The following is a 21,108-nucleotide window of genomic DNA, read 5'->3' as shown; positions in this document are numbered from 1 at the left end:
TGACGATCCCTCACGACCACCCCCACCACAACCGCGACCACGGCCCGACGCTTCCGCCGGGGTCGCTACGGTGCCCCGAATGCGGGGAACCGGCCCACCCGGTGCCGCCGCGTGACTGGCCCCTCAACGGATGCACCCCACGCCCGGCCGCCGCGTCGCACCACGACGGCACCCCGCTATGCCCGGTGCCCGGCCCCAACGGCTCGCAACCGGCCGAACCGATCGGCGTTGCGCCGCGCCTGACCATGTGGCAGGCCGTACGGCAATCGTGGCTCGCCCATCCTGATTGGACCGTCGCCGAGCACCTTGCGTGGCTCGATGGCGAGGGCTACGACACCGCCTCCGTGACGGGTGAACCGGCTGAGTTGATTGGCCGGTGGGTGGCCGGACACCGCCGTAGCGTCCCACTGTCCCTACCTGCCGACGAACCTCGGGTGTACGTGGTCGCCGGAGGCGACATGGTGGCCGTGTTCGACGACCCCGGCAGTGCCGGCGCCCACATCTGCGTGATGGAGGCCGCCGGAATCACCGCCGAGGCGTACACGCTGAGCGCGTCGAAATGGGAACACGCAGCGCCCATCGTGCGGATTGCCAACCCGCGCCTCGTCATCACCGACACCCGCTCCGGCCACGCGGACGGCCCGTCATGACCCGACCACCCGCCGACGTACCGGACATCCCGGCGTCGCTGGCCGCGCGACCGTACGACGCGCGGCGCGGCCTGCCCATCCCGCCGGTCAACATCCACCCCAACCCGACCGGCGGCGGGGCGCATGTGGACTTCACCACGATCAACACCGCTGTCTCAACCCGTCTCGCGGTCGAACGCCGGTGCTCGCTGTGCGGCGACCCGATGGGGTATTGGGTGGCGTTCCTCGGCGGACCCCGGGCCGCTGAGCTGATGCGCTACGCCGACCCGCCGGGACACCCCGACTGCATGACCGCCGCCCTGTCGCTGTGCCCACACATCGCGCTTGGTCGGCACCGCCGCGCCCGCGCCGACCGGCCCGGGGCAGGCATCATTCCACCGGGGTCGCACGGCGACAAACCCGACCGGTACCTGTTGGGCGTCACCCGCGCCTACCGGACCCGGTTCGTCCCCGAACACGGGATCGCCGTGTACCTACCGGCCCCGTTCAAAACCGTGCACACCTATGTGTACGGCCCGGACGGGCGCATCCACCCGGCCGCCGACACCCGGTAGGCCACGCCCCGGCGGCGGGCGTCAGATTCGCCGCAGAAACCTCGATCGGCTCGACCCGATCGTCTTGATCCGCCGGTAGAGGCAGGAAACATTGTTAGTGACGGCGCGGCCCGGGGTCGTAGCCCCGGCCGCGTCGCCCGCCCAAACACAACCTGGAAGGGGTGCCACAACCGGTAGTACCGGGATATTCGAACCCCGGGAATAGGTCTCGCTTGAACGGGCTGCGCCTTGATGCGCTTGCTTCTTGACATTGAGTTGGGTGTGGAGGGCCAGTTGGCCCTGCCCTCCACACCGCTCACATATTGGTCAGTGGTGGGCTGGCCTGTTCTTCCTGGTCAGATCAGGTCGATGCGTTCCTGGACGATCGGGTAGCCAGCTTTGGCGAAGGCGGCGGCCATCGGGTGGTTGGTCTGGTCGGTGGCGGCCACGATGCGGTCTGCGCCTTCGTTGGCGAGCATGTGGGTGGCTTCGACGAGGAGGTCGTAGGCGTATCCATGGCCGCGGTGCTCGGGCACGACTGCGATGTAGCCGATGACCGGGTCGCCGTAGTTGCGGCTGGGGACGCTGAGGCCGACCAGTTCTCCTGCAGGGGTGTAGGCCAGACGCCACCAGTCGCGTGGGCTCGGCTTCCAGCGTAGGTAGTTCAGTGCTTCCTGGGCGGCCGCGTCCAGCCCGGAGCTGGTGATGGTCCGGCGTGCGTGGGCGTCGAGACTGCCCTGGTGGATCCGGCGGAAGACGTCGAAGATCGCTGCGTCATCGGGTTCGGGCCGAAATTCGAGGCGGCCCGGACGTTGGGGCACTCCGCAGTTCGGGGTCCATCGGTACCGGTAGCGCTCGACCAGCGGTGACAGACCGGCGGCCGTGGCCGCGTCGATGCGGGACTGGGCCTGTTGCCGGACCGCGGGGTCCTCGCGCCAGCCGGTGGGCAGCAGCAGGGAGTACTCGGCGTGTAGCGGCGCCGTGCGCAGTAACTGCACTGCGGCGTTTTGGTCGGTGAAGTCGAACCAGTCCAGGGCCAGCGGTTTGTCATCTTTGGGGCCGGCCCACCAGGCGGCACGGGCCACCACGACGTTGTCGCGCAGGGCAACCCAGGTCCACTCCGGGCGGTACTGGCTGGCTGCGGCCATGTCGGTGTAGGTGTCGCCGAACGCGGCGAACCCGACGAGCCCGGGATCGGGCAGGGATTCGAAGAGATCTTCCTCGCCGGCGGCGAGGGGACGTATGACCAGGTCGGTCATGTGAGTTCCTTCCGGGTAGCGATGTGCTCCCGTTCAGATCCTCGACGCCCTCGCAGTCGGGTGGGAGCACGTGACTGTCATCGTGGCCACGGTTCCCACCTCCTTTATGCAATCGAGGGCGCCAGCGAAGGCTAGCAGCATGATCGAATCGATCACAACGGCGATTGTCGAAGGCGGCTGAGCGTATCCAATCGTGCGGGCCAACGGTGGTCGACAGATCCGGTCGGGCTTCCCTCTGGGGCATCCGACCACCCCATCGCCGTGCTCTTCATCCGTCGCAAGAGGTCGACGGTTTGCCAGGCAACTTGGAGACCGGCTCCCGTCATCTGCCGGACGCTCGGGTAGCGGCGTAGCCGGTCCAGTTACCTCCGGCGAGTCTGGTCCACTTGACCGCTGTGGTGGGGTGGATGCCGAGGATCCCGGCGAGCATTGCTGGTGGGATCTCGGCTGCGAGTTGGATCAGTGCGGCTTGTCGCATGGCGCGGACTTCGATGCCGATGCGTCGTAGCCGGGTCGAGATGGCTCTGGGGGTGGCGTGCTTGCCTGCGCGGGCGCTGGGGAACAGCCACTGGTTGGGCAGGTGCGCGCAGGTCCCGACGCGGCGACGGTGTGGCAGCTTGGTGATCAGTGAGGCGAACGGCTCGGGCAGTTCGAGCCGGTCCGCGCCGAACGCGACCGTGACCGTGCCTTCGGCTGGGTGTATGTCGGCGGTGGTGAGCATAACGATCCGGCTGATCGGCTGGGCGTAGAGGACGACGAGAGCGGCGACGACGCGGTCAGCGATGTCGAGGCTGCCGTCGTGCACCAACTGTCTGGCGATGCTCCACCGCTGCTCGGCATCGGCGGGGGCAGCCAGAGCTCCCCGCCGGCTGGGCGGTAGCTGCAGCGTGCCAGGTAGATGCCGGCGGCGCTGTGCCCAGGTGAGAAACGAGCGGATGTGGCTGCTGGTGGACGGCGTTGCGGCGAAGAACTCGTCCAGGTCGGCTTGCTGGCAGGTCGCCAGAGCGCGGTCTGCGCGGTGCAGGTGGGTGACGAAGTCGGTGACCTGTCCGACGGTGGCGCGGGCGTGGTAGATCGGCGCGGTCAGGTCGGCGCCGGTATCGACGGTGCGGCGGAGCCGGGCCAGCAGGCGCCACCGTATCCAGGTATGTAAAACGCGTCGGTCGGGCTCGCCGCAGCCGCCGATGGTGTCGGTCAGTTCCGAGGTGAGCCGGTCGAGGAGCCGGTGCGGGTCGGTGGGCAGTGCCCCGGCCGCGACCAGCAGGGCACGCAAATGCTCCAGGTCCTGGCCGGCGGGTAGCGCATCCAGCGCGGTATGGCTGCATTCGAGCCGGCCGTGGTGCAGGTCGGCGAGGATCGCTGTGGTGCGGGGCCGGTTGAGCCAGGCTCGGGTGGCGACCGGTTCGGCAGCCAGGATCGCCTGGCGGAGCCGTCGTAGTGGTTCGGCGGTCTGTTCGGGTAGGAGCGGGTCGAGGGTGCGGCGCAGCGCGCACCGGTCGCAGACGCCGAGGCCGTCGACATGCCGTACCGGCGCGGCTGGATTGTTGCAGTCGGCGCACCGTCGGTCGGCTCTGCAGTGGTGGCATCGACCGCGGGCGTCGAGGATGCGGTCGGTGCGCTGGCAGGCGGCGCAGTCTCCACGCCGACGATGAACGTCGCGGCGGCATCGGCTGCACATCCGCTCACCGGCACGTCGGTAGGGTCGTGTGCAGCTGGGACAGGTGCGAGCGCATGGTCCACAACGCACACCAGTTGTGGAGGCATGGCCGTCCGGCCCGGCGTGGGTGCCGCAGCCCGTGCAGACCAGCCGGGGTAGACCGGCGACCTCGACGCCGGCGAGCGCGAGGATGAGCCTGGCTAGCGGCAGCGGTGGCTGCCGCAGCTCGGCCGGGATCGCTTCGATGTGTGCGGCGAGCAGCCGTCGGTCCAGCGGGCGCGGCGCGGCGTCCCGGACAATCGCGGTGAGCGCCTTGTCGGAGAGCATTGGGGCGAGGGTGACACGGATGGTGGCCACGATCGCTGCCGTGACGGTGGTGTCCCGGTCGCGCTGTCGCCGCCGATTGACGCAGTTCTGGCAGAGGTGGCCGGACGCGTCGCGTGCGTAGGTCCGGCGAAGCTGACCGCACCTGCTGCACGGTCGCAGGAGGCGGCCATGGCAGCTGCCGCACAGCCAGCCGCCGCCCGCCCGCATATGTGGTGCACGTGACTGCCCACACAAGACGCAGGCGGGATGGCGAGGGCCGATCCGCTGAGCACCGGCGTCGGCCAAGTGTTCAGCCAGCCGGTGCAGGACCGGCACGGGACTGGTCGGCCCGTCGGTCAGCGACTCCGGATGCGCTGCCAGATGCTCGGCGAGCCGCCTCAGCGCACGTGGCGCTGCGGCCGCCATGGTCACGGCGTGTTCGATCGCCGCAGCGTCCAGGTGCGGCTCGACTGCGACGACAGCGACGACGATCTTGTCAAGGTGCTGCTGCACCGTGGTGGCCGCCTGCTTCCGCCGCGCACACCGCTGGCACCAGCGCCGCCCGTCCGGATCTCGGCCGTCGAAACGGCCCGCCTGTCCGCAGCATTCACATACGCCGCTGCGCCGCTTGGCGCAACAGTTCGAACAGATCCGTCCTCGCGGGGTGACGCCGCGCAGCCGCACCCTCCGCCCGCACCAGGCGCACGGCTCACCGCTCACTGGACCCGGCGGATCTCCGCCCGCCGCGGGCGGCGCTCCCGCACGGTAGCCGGCACCTCGCCGCCGCCGGTCGCGGTCGCCCGCGCCTTGGCCGCCTCGACGACCGGTTCGATCAGGTCGGCCGGTGTGCAGTCGAGGATGTCGCACAACGCGACCAGAGTGCGCAGGCTCAGCCGCTCCGGAGTCTGCGCCACCAGCCGATACACCTGCGCCGCGGACAGCACGACCCCACGCTCGGCCAGCAGCGGCGCCAGGTCGGTGGTGGAGAACATGCCCTGCGTCGCCATCAGCGTGCGCAGGTTCCACCGGTACCCCAACTTACGAACACGAGCCATCCGCCGCGCCCCCTTTCATCTCGTCCCGTCCGGCCGGTCCTGGCTCGAAGGCCCGATCCAGCGCACGGCGCAGCGCGGTGTTCTTGAAATCCGAGCCGACGCTGGTGTAGATCGCCGTGGTCGACCCCCACGAATGACCGGCCTGCTGCTGCACGAACAGGTGGTCAAAGCCGTCCTCCAACAGATGCGTCACATACGAGTGGCGCAGGCAGTGCGGGCTGAGGATCGGAGCCAAGTTCAGCGCGTCACGGTAGGCGGCGAACCGCGCGTTGATGTGCTCCACCGAGACCCGCCCGCCCCGCTCGGTCGGCCACAACGCGGTGCCCGCCACGCGGTAAAGCGGCCGAATGTCAGCCATCCACTCGCCGACCGCCTCCGCCGCCCAGCCCATCGTGGTCAGCACCGTGCGCCGACGCGGCGGGCTGCCCCGCATCGCCTTGCCGAACCGCACCGACAACGCCCCGTGCCGACCGAACTCCGGCGCCGCCGCGTTCGCTGACCAGTCCGCCGTGTCCAACTTGGACGCCTCGCGACGGCGCAAGCCCCACCCGTAGACCACCTTGAACAGAGTGGCGTCGCGGTACGCGGCCAGCCAGCCCTTACGCCCCGACTTCGCCGTGCGTTCCACCTCGGCGTCGCAGTGGTCGAAGAACGCCTGCAGCTCGTCCCGGCTCAACGGCCGGTTCCCCGGCCGCGCCTCGGTCTCGCTGCGATGCACGGCGGTGTTCCACTCGTGGAAGACCTGCACCGGGTGCGTACCGAACTGCCGCTGACACACCTCGTCCCAGCCGTAACACTGCGCGGTCACATACCCCAGGAACATCGAGACCGCGTTCTGGTAGCTCCGCACCGTCGAGTGCGCCAACCCACGGCCAACCAGGTCCGAGCTCCACTCCTCGACATCGACCGGCGTCCACTGCCACGGGTAGTCGTTCGTGAATCCCACGAACCGGCGTACCTGCAGCGTCCGCTGCTCGATCGTGTGCGCGCTCAACAGGCGTGAGCGCTGCTGCGCCGCCCACCCCGCCAGCATCGCGTCCAGCACCGCCTCCTCCGGCTGCAAAAACCGAACGCCCGAGGCCAGCACCGCCGACGCTGCGCCAGGCAGCGACTCCACCACGGGCTGGCGCTTGGCACGCACCGCCGCACCTCCGAACGAAGGGAAGACAGACGAACGCATCGTTCATCCAATGCAAACGAGGTCCACCCGCCCAGGTCACGGCCACCAGAACATTGACCACCAACCCGAAAGCTCACCCGCTCGGAATCCCTTTGCCAACAACGACAACGAACACCGAACCCCTCGAATCATTCATCCAATGCAATAAAGGAGAGATCGTGGCACACGAACTGGAAACGTTCGCCAACGGCGAGACCGCGTTCGCCTCCGCGCGGTTGTCGGCCTGGCATCAGCTCGGCACCGTCACCGAGGCGTGCATGACCGCGCAGGAGGTCATGAGCAAGGCGTGGCTCGGCGGCTGGGAGGTCCGCAAGATCGCCCTTCAGGGCATCGAGGTCACCGAGCGTGGGGTGACGAAGGTCGACTGCCCCGACAAGTACATGACCGTCCGCACCAACCCGGTCACCGGTGAGGTCGAGTACCTCGGTGTGGTCGGCGAGGACTACTCGGTGGTGCAGAACGAGCAGGTCGCCGAAACCCTCAACCTCCTGGTCGATCAGTCTGGCGCGCACTTCGAGACCGCCGGCTCCATGCGTAGGGGTCGCAGCGTCTTCGTGACCATGAAGCTGCCGCAGGCGATGCGGATCGCCGGGGTGGACGACATGGACCTCTACCTCGCCGCCACCACCTCCCACGACGGCACCGCCGCGCTGCGCCTGGACGCCACCCCGGTCCGGATCGTGTGCGCGAACACGCAGGCCCTGGCCTACCAGCGCTCGCGCGCCTCGTACACGTTCCGGCACACCTCGAACGTCGGCGCCAAGATCGCCGAGGCGCGGCAGGCTCTCGGCCTGATGTGGCGCGCGTTCGCCGACTTCGAGACCGAGGCCGAGAAGATGATCAACGAGTCGTTGACCCTGGGTGAGTTCGAGAAGATCGTCGCGCAGGTGTGGCCCCTGGACGAGGACGCCTCCGACGTGGGGAAGAACCTTGCGAAGCAGCGTACGAACACGCTGCGGTACTTGATCCGGGACGCGGACACGCAGAAGGCGATCAAGGGCACCCGGTGGGCTGGATACCAGGCCATCACCGAGTACGTGGACCACTTCGCCCCCGCGAAGACCGGCCTTGCTCGGGCGACGCGGGCGCTGACCGGTGCCGGTGCGGACGTCAAGGCCCGCGCGTTCGAGTTGCTGGCGGTCTGAGGTGGGCCGGCAGTGGGGCCGGCGCGGGACCAACCCGCCCGGCCCCGGCGCGCACCCCGCCGCCGGGACCGCCGACACCACCACCGAGCCCACCGAGCCGACCGTGGCGCCGCTGCATGCACCGGCGGTCACCGCCGAGGTGGTGATCGAGCTGGCCAACGAGATGTGCGCGACCTTCGCGGCGGCCGAGGTGGCCCGCGCGATGGCCGGGCACTCGGCCAGCGAGGCCGAACACGCCCACCTGTCCGCTCGGGCCGCGCAGTGGGACGCCCTGGTCAACGAGCGGTGGCCGGCGCTGGTCGAGGCAATCCGAACGGTGCTGCCGAGGGTGGGGCAGGTAGAGCGGTTCCTGCCGGTCCGCCCGCTAACGAACGGCCATGTCGAGTTGCACGTGCACGACACGGCGGTCCGTCGCCTCGTCGTGCTGCTCACCGGGGCGCAGGCCCTCGCCGTGGGCGCGCACCTCACCGCGCACGGGGCCATCGCTCTCGACCGGATCGGCCAGAAACTCGACCCCGGTCTGCCTCACGTGAAGGCCGCCCCGCCGTTCGTCACGCCCGGATTCACCGGCCAACCGGCCACCCCGAACGGTGCCGCCGGACCACCGGCCACCCATCCCTGACCGCCGCGACGGATGCCGCGCGGCCCGGTCCGACCCCGGGGCCGCGCGGCACCACCGGCGACACCCATTCGACTCGTCCATGGAGCATCCGCATGCATCCTGACCAACTGTTCGACCTCGCCGCCGAGTTCGCCCACGCCATCGGCAACGCCGAACGCTTCCACGCCCGCGCGGCCGTCGCCACCGGCGACGACCGCGCCGCCCACCGGAAAGCGGCATCGCGGTGGGAGGGCACCGCCGCCTACCGACGCGAGCAGCTGCGCGCCGCGCTGCGCGAGGCACTACGCGGCACCGTCCACGCCGTGCCGGACGAGCGGCTGCCCGTCGCCACCTGGCAACAGGCCCGCGTCGAGGTCCGCGCCACCACCCTCGACGGCACCCGCACCGTACGCGTGCGCTACACCCCGGCCCAAGCCGCCGCCGCTGGAGCCGCGCTCATCGCCTGCGCCGCCCTCACCGACCACCCGAACGGCAGCATCCTCGCCAGCATCCTCCCCGCCTTCCCACCCACCCCGCCGGCCGACGAGCCGCCCAGCGACGAGGGGAAGCCGGCATGACGCCCTGGATCGACCCCTCGCAAGACACCGACGGCCTCGGCGACAGGCAACGCACCCTCAGCGGCCCGCAGCTCGCGGACGCGCTGGCCCAGCTCGACTCGGTCGACCCCGTCTGCGCCGAGGTGATCGGCCGGCTCAACCTGCGCGTCTACCCCGCCGAGCCCACCGACCGCACCAGCTACGTGGTGCTGGACGTGCACGGCGTCTCCATCGGCGTGAAACGCCGCACCGCCGACCTCTACCTGCACGCCGACACCACCGAGACCAGCGACCGCCTCATCGCCTTCGAGGTCAACGGCGGCGGCGAGATCGACCACCCCACCAGCTAGCCCTCACCCCGTGAACGGAGTTGTGATGTACCGGTCCCTGGAGTACGGCGACACCGCCCGGGTGATCAAGCCGTCCGACGCCACTGAGTACCGCCTCGGCGCCGTCACCGACGTCCGCTATTCCACCCCGCACACCACCTACGCCCGCCGCTACACCCTCCGCTTTCCCAACGGCGTCGAGCGCACCTACCCGGCCGCGAAGGTCAGGCGAGCCACCCGGGCGGACGACCGGGCCGCCCTGGAGGCCGCGTTCACCACCGCGTGCGTGGCGTTGCGCGATGCCTGCCGCATCGCCCACGACTACGACGCCGACCTCAGCAACGGAACGGCGAGCCTGCTGCGGCGGGTGGTCGACCTCGCGAGCCTGCGTCTCGGGCTGACCCTCGACCCGGCCAACCCCGCCTGGCCGCAGCCCACCCGCAACCAGGATGGAGGCGACCAGTGATGCCACCGCACTCCCCGGACCCCGAGGAATCCGGCCCTGGCCCCGAGGCGGTAGCCCTCGACGTGAGCATGGCGCCGGTCCCGGGGTCGCTCTACTGCCGCCGCTGCCGTCGCGCGCTCAACCTCCGCTTCAACAACCTCGGCATGGTCGTCGAGTATCTGCACGCGGCCGAGCAGCGCGGCCAGCGCAGCGACCATCGGCCCGAGCCGGTGCCCATCACCGAGATTGCCGACCCGATCATCGAATGCGACTTCTGCACCGCACCCGACGCCGCCTGGATCTACCGATGCGCCAACCAGGTCACCGACGCCCGCCGAGTCACCGCCCGCGTGGTCGCCGTAGGCGACTACCAGGTGCGGCACCACGCGGCGCGGGTACGCCGCACCGACACCGAGCACGCCTTTACCCAGGCGTGGGGCGAACGCTGGTCGGCATGCCAGGGCTGCGCGGACCTCATCGAAGCCCGGGACCTGTACGGGCTGATCGGCCGGGTGGTCGAGTCCCTGCCCGCGAAGCTCACCCGAGGCAAACACCTGATGCGCACCCGGGGCCAACTCCACGAGCGGTACTCTGACGTGTTCGACACCCTGGCCCCCGGCCGAGGCCGCATCGCCCCCGGTCACCCGCTCGGCATCTGGACCCACCCGGCGGGGGAGGCACCATGACCACCGACACCACGGGGCGGCCCGGCTGGCCCGCCTTGACTCACGCGAAGGCCCGCCGCCGGATAGGGCCGGTGTGCGGCACAGACGGCGTGCCCTTGAGCCGCGTCACCCAGGACCCGCACCTCGTGACCTGCCCCGATTGCGAAGGACTGGCCGACATCGACGCCCTTCCCGACGATGCGACAGCGGGTGACCCACGGGTGATCGAGTTGCTGCGGGAGGCGAAGGGCGGCGCGTGCCGCAAGATCGACGGGGTGCTGGTGGACGCGACCACCGCCGCCGCGATCCTGACCGTGTACGACGCACTCAAACCCGCCACCCGCGCGAAACTGGCCGCACTGCGCATCGACCACATGGCGCAGGTGGCGTGGAAGATACTGCGCCCACGGGAGTAACGAGGTGGGTCGGTGGCCGGCGGGCACACCCGAGGGTGCGCGCAAATCCCGACCGGCCACCTCGCCCACTCCGGGCCGCCTGCGGACACAACGCCGCTTCTACCCAAGCCGGGGCGTGCCGCCGATACTACGGCGAGCCGTATCCGCCTCGACGGCACGGCACCGCCACCGAGCCACCACCGGAGGAAGGACGAGGGCGTGGGACGACGCATGATCGGCGGACGGATCGCCCTAAACCGAACCGAAGTCGCCGCGTTCACCGGTGCGGCCTACACCACGGTCAACCACTGGCACCGCCACCGCGCTCGGTTCGGCTTCCCGGAAGGCTTCCAGCACGACCGCCGCGAGTGGTTCTGGCTCGACGACATCGAGGCATTCCACACCGCGCACCAGGCCGCGAAACGCGCCGCGCTGACCAAGGTCGACCGCCGCGGCGACCCCGAAGACCTCGTCGGCTCAGGCGCGGCGGCGAGGGTTCTCGGCTACAGCTCGTACCGCAACCTGCCCGACACCCTGCTCAACCGCCCCGACCGCATTGAGCATCTGCCGGACGGGCGAATCCGCCGCCTGTGGTACCGGCGCACCGTGTGGGCCGTAGCCGACGCCCGCACCGGACGACAGTCCACCGGCCGCACCCCCGGCACCACCGGTGCCCGCAAACCACACCCCTACGCCGACGACCCTCGGCTACCCGCCGCCATCGCACTCCTAACCGAGGCCGACCGCACCGGGCGCAACCGACGCGGCCTCGGCATCGTACTCGCCGAACAGCTCGGCATCACGCAACGCACCGCGCAACGACTGCTTGCCGCCGCCTGCGCGGCGGACGGTAGCTCCTCCGGGCCAACCGTCTGAGTACCGACAGGTGCCGCCGAGCCAGGTCAGTCCGGCCCCGGCGGCACCCGTCCTACGAGAGCTGTTCAGTCTTCGTCGCCGGCAGCAGCGCGAGGTGCCGGAACCTCAATCAGGTAGCGGGTGAGGTCTCGGTCGGCGGTGGCGGCGGCGCGAAGCAGAGCGGCGGCGGGGGCGGGGGCCTGCACCGGGTTGAGGCTCAGCTGTAGATCGCTCTTGGGCAGGCTGCGGACCTTAAGGAACAGTCACCCAATGTAGACGAACACCTCGCGGCAGAAGCGGATGCAGGGCAAGGCGCTGACTTGGCGCACTCCGCGTGGCGTTGATGACGGACACGACCTCGACGAGCGCCGGCACGTGGCCGGCCTCAGCCTGGGCGATACGGCAGGCCGCCCAATCATGACTACGTCGGGGTGCCACCGACCGGGCAGCCCACCTCACCTCCTGCTACGAGTGTTCGGCGGAAGAGTGTGGCCCTGGTAGACGGGTTCGCTGCCTGCGAGCCGAGGCGGGACGATGTATGGATGACCAGACCGAACGAAGAGACGCAGGCCGAGGTCGGTTGGTTCTGCGTTCGCTGCGTCTTTCGGGTGGGTGGCGACTCGGCGAGCCAGGTGTACGAGGAACGGCTGACGCTGTGGCGCGCCGAGGCTTTCGACGAGGCGATCGCGCTGGCCGAGGACGAGGCGCTCGGGTATGCGGCCGAGCAGTCCGACATGGAATTTGTGGGACTTGCCCAGGCATACCGGCTGTTTAGTGAGCCCGGGCATGGGGCGGAGGTCTTCTCTCTGGTTCGGGCCAGCGCTCTGGGGCCGCCGGCCTACCTGACGAGGTTCTTCGACACCGGCGAGGAGCGACAGGCCGACACTGATCCCGGCACCTGACCGGGCGCACCCCTGTTTCCAGCGAGCTTGCCCGGATCTCGCGACTGCGGCAGATCAGTGCGGGCATCGAGCGTTGTAGCGAACGATCTGTACCTATGGGGGTTGCGGTAGGCCCCTGTCCCACCCTCGCCGTCGTGGATCTGCACTTGGTGGTGTGCTGTGCCCTGTGCGCCGTCACCTGTGTGCTGTGCTGGGCCTGCGTTGTGTGCTGGGGAGTCGAACCCCTGCGCCTGCCCTCGGCGCGCCAGGAGTGAACCGGAATACCCGCCGGCTCTCGGGTTCGTGCACGCCTCCACGTCGGCTACCTGCTCCGCAACCTCTCAGTCCAGCAGGTCGACCTCCCAGTTCGTACGTTGGATCACCGTGTCGACCTCGCGGAGTTGCCGGGCGAGGTCGTCGGCCTGGCTGCGCAGTTGCGCCACCGGCAGGGCCGGGATCATCTTCAGTTCCGACCGCAACTGCCGAAACCCGCGCTGCCCCTCCCCGGCAGCGGCGTCGGCGGCAGAGGTGACCATGCGGTGCCGCAAACGAAGCACGTCGCGACGTGCCAGCGCATCGGTGAGTGTGCCACCGTCAACCGGGGTGGCAGCGTTGGTGCGGTTGATTCGTCGAATTAGCGTCTCCAGCTCACCTAGCACCTCGCCGGCTTCCGCCAGGAGGGCCACAGCGTCCTCAGCAGGCGTCTCACCCTCCTGGTATCGAGCGCTGCCGACGATGCGGGCACGGAGCTGTTCGGCACGACGCGCCGCATCCGCGCGCAGCGCAAGAGCCTCAGCAAGCTTCATGGGCACCAGTATGACCAGCGAAGATCAATCCCGCCTTCCAATTCAAAGACGGCAAGAAGGAGAAGCAAGGGCAGTGCGCCGGTAGCGGCAGATCAGTGCGCGTCAAACTGGAGCCTGCGGCCCGTCGGGATCGAGCCCATGGCGAACGTGTGGTCCAGTGTGACGACCGGCTGCCTCGACCCCGAACGGGTGGCTGTGCGGTGGTGGCTACCGTGGTGACTACAGCTACGACAGCAGGGTCATTGTCGTGGCAACACCCCTCTGAACGGAACGCCCATAATGATCGACCACAACGTCAGCGACCACTGGTCCGATGACGGTCCCGATTGGCCGAAATCCCTGGTCTCATCGCTCGACCGCCGTCACGGCCTCAGCAGCGTTTTGCCGCTCACGGTCATCGTCGAGGAGATCGCCGAGTGGGTCGAGCTTGCCAGCGGCACCGACGCGTGGAAGAGGCGCTACAACCGCGACTCTCTCCAGTTTGACCTCGACGAATCGGTAGCTGCGGTCGGCGCAACCCTCAGCAATCACATCGCAGGGGAGTTGTCCGCATTCCGAGCAGCCCTATTGCAGCTCTCCACGAGCCCCTCGGCGGTACTCGCCCAGCCGCCCGGCACTCGTACTGACGCGGCCTGGACAAACCTGCTCTCCACCGCGCGGGATCTTCTCGCCGAGCTCGGCTCGGACGATGCGGCACGCGCCAGCTGGGACGATCTGGTCGTGACCGCGCAGGATCGGACCCTGGCGCGGCGAGAGTATCGCCCTATCGCTGAGCTTCTGTTCGAGCAACTGCAGCGGCGGGGCCTCAGCGCGGAGAGGGCCTTCCGCGATCTCGTGTCGATCGTGGCCTTCGGCCGCGACCCTAACGATATCCCCATCGGCGAGAAGGACGTGCCCCTCGATCAGCGGCTGACGAACGCGCGTACCTTCGTCGGCACACCTGCCCAGGTCGAACCGATCGTTGTCTGGTTGGGCTACCAAGGACGCCTTCATCTTCATCTCTCTGCCGGGCGTGTGTCCTTCCTCGACGCCCACTGGGCCGTTCCGAACGCCGAGCCTGGCGGGCAGGACTTCGCCCACAAGGCAGAGCTCTCGGAGCTGGTCCGGGACGGCCTTATGTTCCAGGTTGCGAAGATGGTCGACGAGGAGTCCGACGTCGACATCCTTGTGCGCGTCGACCTCGGCAACACGACCGCTGCCGGTGCAGTCTCGCGCGCCGTCGACATCGTGGACACCATCCTGAATGTGTCGATCCACAACGCTGGCGGGATCCGTCTGCGGCTAGCTCAGCACGCCATCATTCGCTCGGGGAAACCCGGCTCTGTTGGCTTCTCAGCCGTTTGGCGTGAGACCGGTTTCCCCGACGACCACTATGGAGCTGGGATCACCGCTGATGCGATCGAACAACATGGACCGCGGATCGCCGAGGCACTTGCCCGAGTAGAACTCCCCAAGTTCCTGGCTGCGGCCATCGAAGTGCAGACGACAGCCGATCACCCCTTCAGCCGCGATATGGCGCTGCGGAAGCCGTCGGAAGCCGACATCAGCAGCGTGATTCCGCTCTCGGACCGAGTGGTGCAGCACATCGCTGCACACGCGGCCATGGACCCGAACAAGCTCTTCGCACTGCTCGGAGAGCACTGGCCGCATGCCCGATGGCTCACGGATCTTCGGCGCGCAGCGGGGATGTGCCTACTCGGCGGTGGTCGGCGCGATGAGCTGCTCACCGAGCTCACGGTCGAATGGTTTTCCAGCCGACCGAAGCAGCCGTGGATCCTGCTTCTCGCCGATCGAGCCGACGATTTCCTGTCGCTGTGCCGCCTTATGCATGAGCGCGCCTGGATCGCGCGAATGTTCACCAGCATTGGCGAACACGCCACCTACAGCGCCCTCATCCATGAGTACACGGCCGAGGGCAAAGTGCTCGAAGCGCGCCGCCGCCGCGTTCGCAACGCATTGGTCCACGGAAACCCCGCGAGCTTCGCGGTGGTGCAGTCCGTCCGTGAGTATGCCGACTTCCTCGGCGGCAGCGCCCTCAACCGCAGTCTCGAGTCCTTCGTCGAAGGCACACCACCCGCCGCAGCTCTGGCGATCAGAACGGACGAGTTCAACGCAATGCAGGGTGGCCAGGATGCCGCAAGCTTCTGGCGTGCTCGGATCGCTGCACAGAACCATTCAGGCGCGACGTATGGCACCGAGCCGTGATCATTTTTTTCCTCGACGGTTTCGTGTCACCCTGACTCCCCGTGATCGTAGAATTTTCGATACGTAGGAGCGCGCTCTTGCCGGCATGGCGGATGACTGGCACCAGTTGTCGTGGACAGTCAGCGTCACGGCCCGTATCCGGTATCTCAAGGCTCCTGAGTTTGGTCACCGCCTCGCGGCGCGACGGGGTGTAGCGCTCTGACCTGGGGTGTTGGGTGCTGGTGGGATGTTTCTGAGGCACTAATTGGTGTCTTACGCTCGGGTTCGTGGCGTGGATTCGGCGGGTGCGGACGGCTTCGGGCGCGACGGCGGTGCAGATCGCCGAGTCCGTTGGCGGGCGTCGGCGGATCGTTGCTCATGTGGGCTCGGCGCGTACCGAGGCTGAGTTGGGGCTGCTGTTGTCGCGGGCCCGCGAGCTTCTCGCCGATCCCGGGCAGGGTGAGTTCGAGCTCGGTATCGAGCCGGTCGCGCCGAGGGCGACGTTGGTCGGCCCGGCCGGTGACGCGGCGCTGTTGGACGCCGACGGTTCACCGGAGCGTGGGCCAGCGGCGGTCGCCGCGCCGCGGGTGGTGTCGACGGCGTCGCGGGTGCTGTACGACGTGCTGGCCTCGGTGTTCACAGCCCTGGGGTTCGACGCGGTGGGTGACAGGGTCTTCCGGGACCTGGTGATCGCGCGGATCGTGGAGCCGACCTCGATCCGAGACACCGGCCGGGTGCTGACCGACCTGGGTTGTAAGCCGGCCAGCGAGAAGACGATGCGCCGCACCCTGACCCGCGCCCACACAGGCGCATACCGCGACCAGATCGCGCAGTTGTGCTTCGCCCACGCCATGAGCAGCGGCGATGTCAGCCTGTGCCTGTACGACGTGACCACGTTGTACTTCGAGGCCGACAAGGAGGACGACCTGCGCAAGGTCGGATACTCCAAGGAACGACGCGTAGACCCGCAGATCGTCGTCGGGCTGCTCGTCGACCGGCACGGGTTCCCGTTGGAGATCGGCTGCTTCGCCGGCAACAAGGCCGAGACGCTGACGTTGCTGCCGGTCATCCGCCAGTTCCAGGCCCGCCACCAGATCACCGGCATGGTCATCGTCGCCGACGCCGGCATGCTCTCGGCGACCAACCTACGCGAACTCGACGAGGCCGGCCTCGGCTTCATCGTCGGCTCCCGCACCACCAAAGCGCCGATCGACCTGGAGTCCCACTACCGCTGGCACGGGGACTACTTCACCGACGGGCAGATCATCGACACGATCACCCCCCGCACCGGCACCAACCGCGACAACGACCCCGCCCTCAAAGCCGAACCGGTGTGGAACCCACGAACCCATACATCCTCGTGGCGGGCGGTGTGGGCCTACTCAGCCACCCGCGCTGTCCGGGACAACAAGACCCTCAACGCCCAAGAGGCAAAGGCACGAGCCGTCATCGCCGGAGAGAAGACGACCCGAACCCCGAGGTTCGTCACCATCAACGGCAACACCCGCACCCTCGACGAAGCGTCACTGGCCAGAGCACGCAAACTCGTCGGGCTCAAGGGCTACGTCACCAACATCGGCCACCACGTGATGAGCCCCAGCAACGTGATCTCCAACTACCACGACCTGTGGCACGTCGAGCAGTCCTTCCGCATGTCCAAAACCGACCTCGCCGCCCGACCCATGTTCCACCACACCAAAGACGCCATCGAGGCACACCTGACCATCGTCTTCACCGCCCTGGCCGTCACCCGCGAAGTCCAGAACCGCACCGGACTCGCGATCCGCAACGTCCTCCGTCAACTACGCCCACTACGATCCGCGACCCTCGCGATCAACAACGCCACCCAGACGTTCCCACCCCAAATCGACCCCGACCAGCAAGCCATCATCAACGCCCTCACGCCGAGCGGACCTCAGGCACTAACGAAATGACCAAACTCAGGCGGTATCTCAAGGCTCGTGTAATCCATCAACTAAAGCCACCGCGTAACGCATCAACCGAAGCCGGACAGATGGCCTGGCAGTGTCCTCCGTCGACCGGTGTGCGACACGCGTCCGCCAACTGATCTGCGACACCTCAGCGCGCTGATCGCGGCATGAGAGTGAACAGCGACTTTCGCTAAATATTCAATCGGAGGTCGGCAATCTGGTTCCTCGTGGTGCGGGTGTCAGCGTGATCCGACCCAAGAATGCGTTCCTGCTCTGCAAGCAGAATCCGGTACATCCGTAATGCAAGTGACTTGTCGCCGCGTGCGGCGAGCCAGTATGCCACATTCTCCCTCACGGTCAGCGTAAGGTAGTCACTTCTTCCAAGTTCTTTGATCGCGAGCCGTAGGGATCTCATGGCGTTGCTTACCGCGTCATCATAGGCACCCACCCTGCCTTGCCAAAGCGCCAAAGAATGAAGCGTTGTAATCAATCCCGGATGATTGTCGCCCCATGCATCCGACTGATTATTCAGCAACTCCGACAGTGCATCTATAGCGCCCCTGATGTCCCCCGCCGTAGCTAGCCAGTGAGCGCGGTTATGCCGTGCAGTAAAGGTTTCCTGATGAACGGCCCCGTGGGCTCGCACATGACGCTCCACCAAGTCAGAATGCAGGGAGAGCGCGGTTGCCGCATCACCCTGCTCTCCATGAAGCCGCGCAAAAGTCGCCTGCACCCTCAGGGTTAATGGATCATGCGGCCCCGATACGCGTCGAGAGTCTTCGAGGGCGACTGCAGTCAGCTTAATCGCCTCCTCTATCTTTCCAGAACGCCCCAGGCAGTCCGCAAGGTTATGCCGAGTAGTCAAGGTCTCGGGATGAGCAGATCCCAATATCGACGTGCGGTCTTTTACTAATTCAGAGAACTCTAAAATGGCGGCATCGAGATCACCCACCTCTCCTAATAATCTGGCGAGCGTGTTCCGAATCCTCAAGACTTCGGGATGGTTGTCTCCTAGTAGTCTTTCAGATTTCTGGCGGACGCCATCAGCTACGCGAATCGCGTCTTCGCAGTCACCCACCCTGCCCCGCCAAATAGCAACCAGGTGCTCGGTTGCGAGTGTCTCTGGATCTTGGGGTCCAAGAATCCGAATTCTGGCTGCCAGCACCTTCTCGTAGGATGCCAAGGCACCAGTAGAATCACCGCTACGACCTCTCGCGCGAGCAAGGTTGCTTCGCGCAACGAGAGTATCATGATCGTCTGCGCCAAAGATTCGCTCAAAGTCGTCGACGATCGTTTGGTAAGCTGCAACTGCTCCATCATTATCGCCGGTCTCGCTACGCCAGTGGGCGGCGTTGCTCCGAGTTGTTAAAGTTCGACGGTCGTCCGATCCCAGCAGACGTGAGAAATCATCGACGAGCAGAGCGAGGGCTTTTGCGGCACCTGCCGAGTCCCCAGCTTCGCCCCGGCAGGTGGCTAAATTGTTGCGGGTCGTCAGAGTGTCTGGATGGTCGACGCCGAGCACTTGTGAACGTTCGCGAAGGATTGCCTCGAATTCAATGATCGCGCCAGCGAGATCTCCAGCCCTTTGACGGAATGTTGCTCGGTTGTTGCGCATGGTTAGCGTATCGGGATGAAGATCTCCCAGCAGTGATTTCGCCTTCTTGTACAGTGAATCGAAGTAACCGAGGGTGGCCGCAAGCTGACCGGTGCTCCCTAGGCTGATTCCAGCCACGTTTAGTACCGGATGTAGATTCGGACGTAAGAGTGAATTTCCCGAATTTTTTAATAGCGCGTTCGTGTTGCTGCGTCGTGCTTGTTCCCGGGCGGCGTCGCGTTCGGTTTCCGGCCAGGATTCGAATAGGGCGTCTGCCGCTGCCTGGGCCGAAGCAGGGGTGGTCTCAGGTGGCGTGTTGTCGCGGACCGCTCGTTGCACGAGGGCGTGGACGCGCAGCATCCGGCCGTCGTCAGCGAGGGTGGCGAGGCTAAGCTGCCGCAATACGTTTAGTGCGTCCCGGACATCGTCGTCGGTCTGGCGGGTGCTAGTAATGCAGTAGCCGAGGGCGGCAGATGTGGTGAATAGCTCGGTAGGGATGCCGTTGGGATCCAGCAGGGCGGCCATCCCCAGGAGGGCTTGGGCGAGGCCGGCGGTGAGACGGTCGGCGCGTTCGATAGATAGTTGCCAGGTCGCGGCGACGATGGCGCGGTGCTGATCGGGCAGTGACAGCGGTGTGAGATCCGGCAGTTGCCGGGTGGCGTATCGGCGGCGGTAGCCGGTGCAGGTGAGATTCCGATCAATCATGTAGGCGACAGCCTGGGCCAGCGCGAGCGGTAGGTGACCGAGGCCTGCCGCCAGCCCGTCAGGATCGTCGTTAAGGTTCGGCAGGCCAACGAGTTTCGCGTTTAGGTAGGCGACCGATTCCTCTGGGGTAAAGAGCTCGACATCAATGACCTCGCGGCCGGCGATCAGGCCGGCGTCGCGGCGGCGTGTGGTCACCACCGTACGCCCGGCGCGAAGGTCATGCGGTGGCCATAGGCCCCTCAGATCATCGGGATCGATTAAGTCGTCCAGGACCACCAACCATCGTCGACTCGTGGTAGCCAACCAGGTCATGAACCGTTCCGCAGCCTGTTCCGGGTCGGTGTTGCCGAACCCCGTGGCCTCAGCAATGGCCTGCGCATAAGCGGCGATGATATTGCTCCGGGAGGTTGCGGTCACCCAGACCAGCAAATCGACATTGCCGTCTTGCCACATCTGGTGGGCAAGGTTTGCGGCCAGCTGGGTCTTGCCAACACCGCCCAGGCCGACCAGTACCTGGCAAACAACCGCCGTATCTCCTTCGGCGACGGCGGCGGCCAGAGCAATATCCGACGGCCTGTGCTGGCGGCAGTCCGCTAGCGGCGGGACTACCCCAACCCGACGAGGCCACTCGATCTGCGGTGGCCCGGCCAGCTGGACTGGCCCGTAGAAGTTTCCAGCCGCGCCATAGTTAGCGGCAACCGTGACCGGGAAGAGATCGGAACGTGTGCCGGCAGGGGGTGACCTCAGCCCGCTGCCGGCGGCGCTGGGGGGACCGAGGGCCCTTGATGGAACGTCACCGGCGCCTGGAACTCGCCCACCGCACCGTTATTGGTCTCCACGGTGATGTTGAAGGCCTTCGCGGCTGGTGGGTCTGCCGCTGCGAGCAGACGTCGCGCGGCGCCCAGGATTTCGGCGTTCTCGGAGGCGCCCGATGCGAGAAGCTGGTCACCGAGACCAGCACGCCATACATCCGGCTGCGTCTCATCTGCCTGCAACACCTGCCACACGTCCTCGCTATCGCCGAACCATCCCCTCAGAGCCTTCTTCAACCCGGCATAGGCGTCCTGCACCGCAGCGGTCGCGGTATTCGTCACCCCTGCACTCGCACCCGCTGCCAACGCCGCCACGATCAACTCAATACCCGACATCAACAGCCTCCGGCTACTCGTGTGAGACCCTGTCGGGGATCACTGTCTGCTGGATTGATCGGCTCCATGCCGCCATCTTGCCAAAGTGAATCGACCCGAGATGCCCGCCGAACGGTTAGCCCGCTTCGAGCCACTTCCGCACTAACATCGGCAGATCCGCACGTCGAGGGATCGGCCGGGCCTAGCAAACCCTCACGCAACGTCACCGATCTGGGTCGCTGTCAAGT

Annotated in this window: 21 protein-coding genes; 14 read left to right on the top strand and 7 right to left on the bottom strand. The window is 67.3% G+C overall.

The window, feature by feature from the left end:
- Nucleotides 1-185: 185 nt before the first annotated feature.
- Both O7615_RS06460 and O7615_RS06455 read left to right on the top strand, forming a co-directional pair.
- Nucleotides 186-650: a hypothetical protein gene (locus tag O7615_RS06460; protein WP_278176401.1), complete on the top strand. Its 465-nt coding sequence runs from the start codon at nt 186-188 to the stop codon at nt 648-650.
- A complete protein-coding gene (locus O7615_RS06455) occupies nt 647-1,204 on the top strand; it encodes a hypothetical protein (protein WP_278176399.1) in 558 nt (185 codons plus the stop codon). Before O7615_RS06460 ends, O7615_RS06455 begins: the two co-directional genes overlap by 4 nt.
- A 335-nt stretch (nt 1,205-1,539) precedes the next feature.
- On the opposite strand, the gene O7615_RS06450 is transcribed toward O7615_RS06455, so the two are convergent.
- The 4 genes from O7615_RS06450 to O7615_RS06435 form a co-directional block, all read right to left on the bottom strand.
- Entirely contained in the window at nt 1,540-2,442 is a 903-nt protein-coding gene (locus O7615_RS06450; RefSeq protein ID WP_278176397.1) for a GNAT family N-acetyltransferase, read from the bottom strand.
- A gap of 322 nt (nt 2,443-2,764) precedes the next feature.
- Nucleotides 2,765-4,456 (bottom strand): hypothetical protein, encoded by a 1,692-nt coding sequence (locus O7615_RS06445; RefSeq protein ID WP_278176395.1) that lies wholly within the window; start codon nt 4,454-4,456, stop codon nt 2,765-2,767.
- A gap of 665 nt (nt 4,457-5,121) precedes the next feature.
- Nucleotides 5,122-5,460, bottom strand: coding sequence for a helix-turn-helix transcriptional regulator (locus O7615_RS06440; protein ID WP_278176394.1), 339 nt, complete (start codon nt 5,458-5,460; stop codon nt 5,122-5,124).
- The gene (locus O7615_RS06435; RefSeq protein WP_278176393.1) at nt 5,444-6,601 is read right to left on the bottom strand and encodes a tyrosine-type recombinase/integrase; all 1,158 of its coding nucleotides are present in this window, start codon (nt 6,599-6,601) and stop codon (nt 5,444-5,446) included. The genes O7615_RS06440 and O7615_RS06435 overlap by 17 nt, the downstream gene beginning before the upstream one ends.
- A gap of 197 nt (nt 6,602-6,798) precedes the next feature.
- Between O7615_RS06435 and O7615_RS06430 the strand changes: the two genes are divergently transcribed.
- The 9 genes from O7615_RS06430 (at nt 6,799) to O7615_RS06390 (ending at nt 12,534) form a co-directional block, all read left to right on the top strand.
- A complete protein-coding gene (locus tag O7615_RS06430; RefSeq protein WP_278176392.1) occupies nt 6,799-7,785 on the top strand; it encodes a DUF932 domain-containing protein in 987 nt (328 codons plus the stop codon).
- A gap of 1 nt (nt 7,786) precedes the next feature.
- Nucleotides 7,787-8,407, top strand: coding sequence for a hypothetical protein (locus O7615_RS06425; protein ID WP_278176391.1), 621 nt, complete (start codon nt 7,787-7,789; stop codon nt 8,405-8,407).
- Between the two features lie 92 nt (nt 8,408-8,499).
- Nucleotides 8,500-8,964 carry a hypothetical protein gene (locus tag O7615_RS06420; RefSeq protein ID WP_278176390.1) on the top strand — a complete coding sequence of 155 codons (465 nt, stop codon included), beginning with the start codon at nt 8,500-8,502 and terminating at the stop codon, nt 8,962-8,964.
- Entirely contained in the window at nt 8,961-9,293 is a 333-nt protein-coding gene (locus O7615_RS06415; RefSeq protein ID WP_278176389.1) for a hypothetical protein, read from the top strand. Before O7615_RS06420 ends, O7615_RS06415 begins: the two co-directional genes overlap by 4 nt.
- Nucleotides 9,294-9,318: 25 nt before the next feature.
- The gene (locus O7615_RS06410; RefSeq protein ID WP_278176388.1) at nt 9,319-9,738 is read left to right on the top strand and encodes a hypothetical protein; all 420 of its coding nucleotides are present in this window, start codon (nt 9,319-9,321) and stop codon (nt 9,736-9,738) included.
- Nucleotides 9,738-10,403, top strand: coding sequence for a hypothetical protein (locus O7615_RS06405; protein ID WP_278176386.1), 666 nt, complete (start codon nt 9,738-9,740; stop codon nt 10,401-10,403). Before O7615_RS06410 ends, O7615_RS06405 begins: the two co-directional genes overlap by 1 nt.
- Entirely contained in the window at nt 10,400-10,798 is a 399-nt protein-coding gene (locus tag O7615_RS06400; RefSeq protein WP_278176384.1) for a hypothetical protein, read from the top strand. Before O7615_RS06405 ends, O7615_RS06400 begins: the two co-directional genes overlap by 4 nt.
- A gap of 210 nt (nt 10,799-11,008) precedes the next feature.
- Nucleotides 11,009-11,653, top strand: a complete 645-nt coding sequence (locus O7615_RS06395; protein ID WP_278181995.1) for a hypothetical protein — start codon at nt 11,009-11,011, stop codon at nt 11,651-11,653.
- Between the two features lie 521 nt (nt 11,654-12,174).
- Nucleotides 12,175-12,534: a hypothetical protein gene (locus O7615_RS06390; protein ID WP_278176383.1), complete on the top strand. Its 360-nt coding sequence runs from the start codon at nt 12,175-12,177 to the stop codon at nt 12,532-12,534.
- A gap of 320 nt (nt 12,535-12,854) precedes the next feature.
- On the opposite strand, the gene O7615_RS06385 is transcribed toward O7615_RS06390, so the two are convergent.
- Nucleotides 12,855-13,319, bottom strand: a complete 465-nt coding sequence (locus tag O7615_RS06385) for a DIP1984 family protein (RefSeq protein WP_278176382.1) — start codon at nt 13,317-13,319, stop codon at nt 12,855-12,857.
- A 279-nt stretch (nt 13,320-13,598) separates the two neighbouring features.
- Between O7615_RS06385 and O7615_RS06380 the strand changes: the two genes are divergently transcribed.
- Together O7615_RS06380 and O7615_RS06375 are read left to right on the top strand one after the other, a co-directional pair.
- Nucleotides 13,599-15,524 carry a hypothetical protein gene (locus O7615_RS06380; RefSeq protein ID WP_278176381.1) on the top strand — a complete coding sequence of 642 codons (1,926 nt, stop codon included), beginning with the start codon at nt 13,599-13,601 and terminating at the stop codon, nt 15,522-15,524.
- A gap of 266 nt (nt 15,525-15,790) precedes the next feature.
- The gene (locus O7615_RS06375; RefSeq protein ID WP_278176203.1) at nt 15,791-17,437 is read left to right on the top strand and encodes an IS1634 family transposase; all 1,647 of its coding nucleotides are present in this window, start codon (nt 15,791-15,793) and stop codon (nt 17,435-17,437) included.
- A 187-nt stretch (nt 17,438-17,624) separates the two neighbouring features.
- Here O7615_RS06375 and O7615_RS06370 read toward each other — a convergent pair whose 3' ends face one another.
- Nucleotides 17,625-20,186, bottom strand: a complete 2,562-nt coding sequence (locus tag O7615_RS06370; protein ID WP_347405074.1) for a tetratricopeptide repeat protein — start codon at nt 20,184-20,186, stop codon at nt 17,625-17,627.
- On the opposite strand from O7615_RS06370, the gene O7615_RS06365 reads away from it, so the two are divergent.
- A complete protein-coding gene (locus O7615_RS06365; RefSeq protein ID WP_278176380.1) occupies nt 20,178-20,330 on the top strand; it encodes a hypothetical protein in 153 nt (50 codons plus the stop codon). The two genes, O7615_RS06370 and O7615_RS06365, sit on opposite strands and share 9 nt — an antisense overlap.
- A gap of 146 nt (nt 20,331-20,476) precedes the next feature.
- Here the strand turns inward: O7615_RS06365 and O7615_RS06360 are convergent, their stop codons facing one another.
- A complete protein-coding gene (locus O7615_RS06360) occupies nt 20,477-20,881 on the bottom strand; it encodes a hypothetical protein (RefSeq protein WP_278176379.1) in 405 nt (134 codons plus the stop codon).
- Between the last annotated feature and the right edge of the window lie 227 nt (nt 20,882-21,108).

The organism is Micromonospora sp. WMMD1082, from assembly GCF_029626175.1.
Lineage (GTDB): Bacteria > Actinomycetota > Actinomycetes > Mycobacteriales > Micromonosporaceae > Micromonospora.
This window is presented reverse-complemented; position numbering and strand designations above follow the sequence as displayed.

Coding starts and splice junctions, on each gene's coding strand:
- O7615_RS06415 (WP_278176389.1), top strand. CDS start 8,961: ATGACGCCCTGGATCGACCCCTCGCAAGACACCGACGGCCTCGGCGAC.
- O7615_RS06385 (WP_278176382.1), bottom strand. CDS start 13,319: ATGAAGCTTGCTGAGGCTCTTGCGCTGCGCGCGGATGCGGCGCGTCGT.
- O7615_RS06410 (WP_278176388.1), top strand. CDS start 9,319: ATGTACCGGTCCCTGGAGTACGGCGACACCGCCCGGGTGATCAAGCCG.
- O7615_RS06440 (WP_278176394.1), bottom strand. CDS start 5,460: ATGGCTCGTGTTCGTAAGTTGGGGTACCGGTGGAACCTGCGCACGCTG.
- O7615_RS06405 (WP_278176386.1), top strand. CDS start 9,738: ATGCCACCGCACTCCCCGGACCCCGAGGAATCCGGCCCTGGCCCCGAG.
- O7615_RS06395 (WP_278181995.1), top strand. CDS start 11,009: ATGATCGGCGGACGGATCGCCCTAAACCGAACCGAAGTCGCCGCGTTC.
- O7615_RS06360 (WP_278176379.1), bottom strand. CDS start 20,881: ATGTCGGGTATTGAGTTGATCGTGGCGGCGTTGGCAGCGGGTGCGAGT.
- O7615_RS06390 (WP_278176383.1), top strand. CDS start 12,175: ATGACCAGACCGAACGAAGAGACGCAGGCCGAGGTCGGTTGGTTCTGC.
- O7615_RS06420 (WP_278176390.1), top strand. CDS start 8,500: ATGCATCCTGACCAACTGTTCGACCTCGCCGCCGAGTTCGCCCACGCC.
- O7615_RS06370 (WP_347405074.1), bottom strand. CDS start 20,186: ATGTGGCAAGACGGCAATGTCGATTTGCTGGTCTGGGTGACCGCAACC.
- O7615_RS06455 (WP_278176399.1), top strand. CDS start 647: ATGACCCGACCACCCGCCGACGTACCGGACATCCCGGCGTCGCTGGCC.
- O7615_RS06450 (WP_278176397.1), bottom strand. CDS start 2,442: ATGACCGACCTGGTCATACGTCCCCTCGCCGCCGGCGAGGAAGATCTC.
- O7615_RS06380 (WP_278176381.1), top strand. CDS start 13,599: ATGATCGACCACAACGTCAGCGACCACTGGTCCGATGACGGTCCCGAT.
- O7615_RS06400 (WP_278176384.1), top strand. CDS start 10,400: ATGACCACCGACACCACGGGGCGGCCCGGCTGGCCCGCCTTGACTCAC.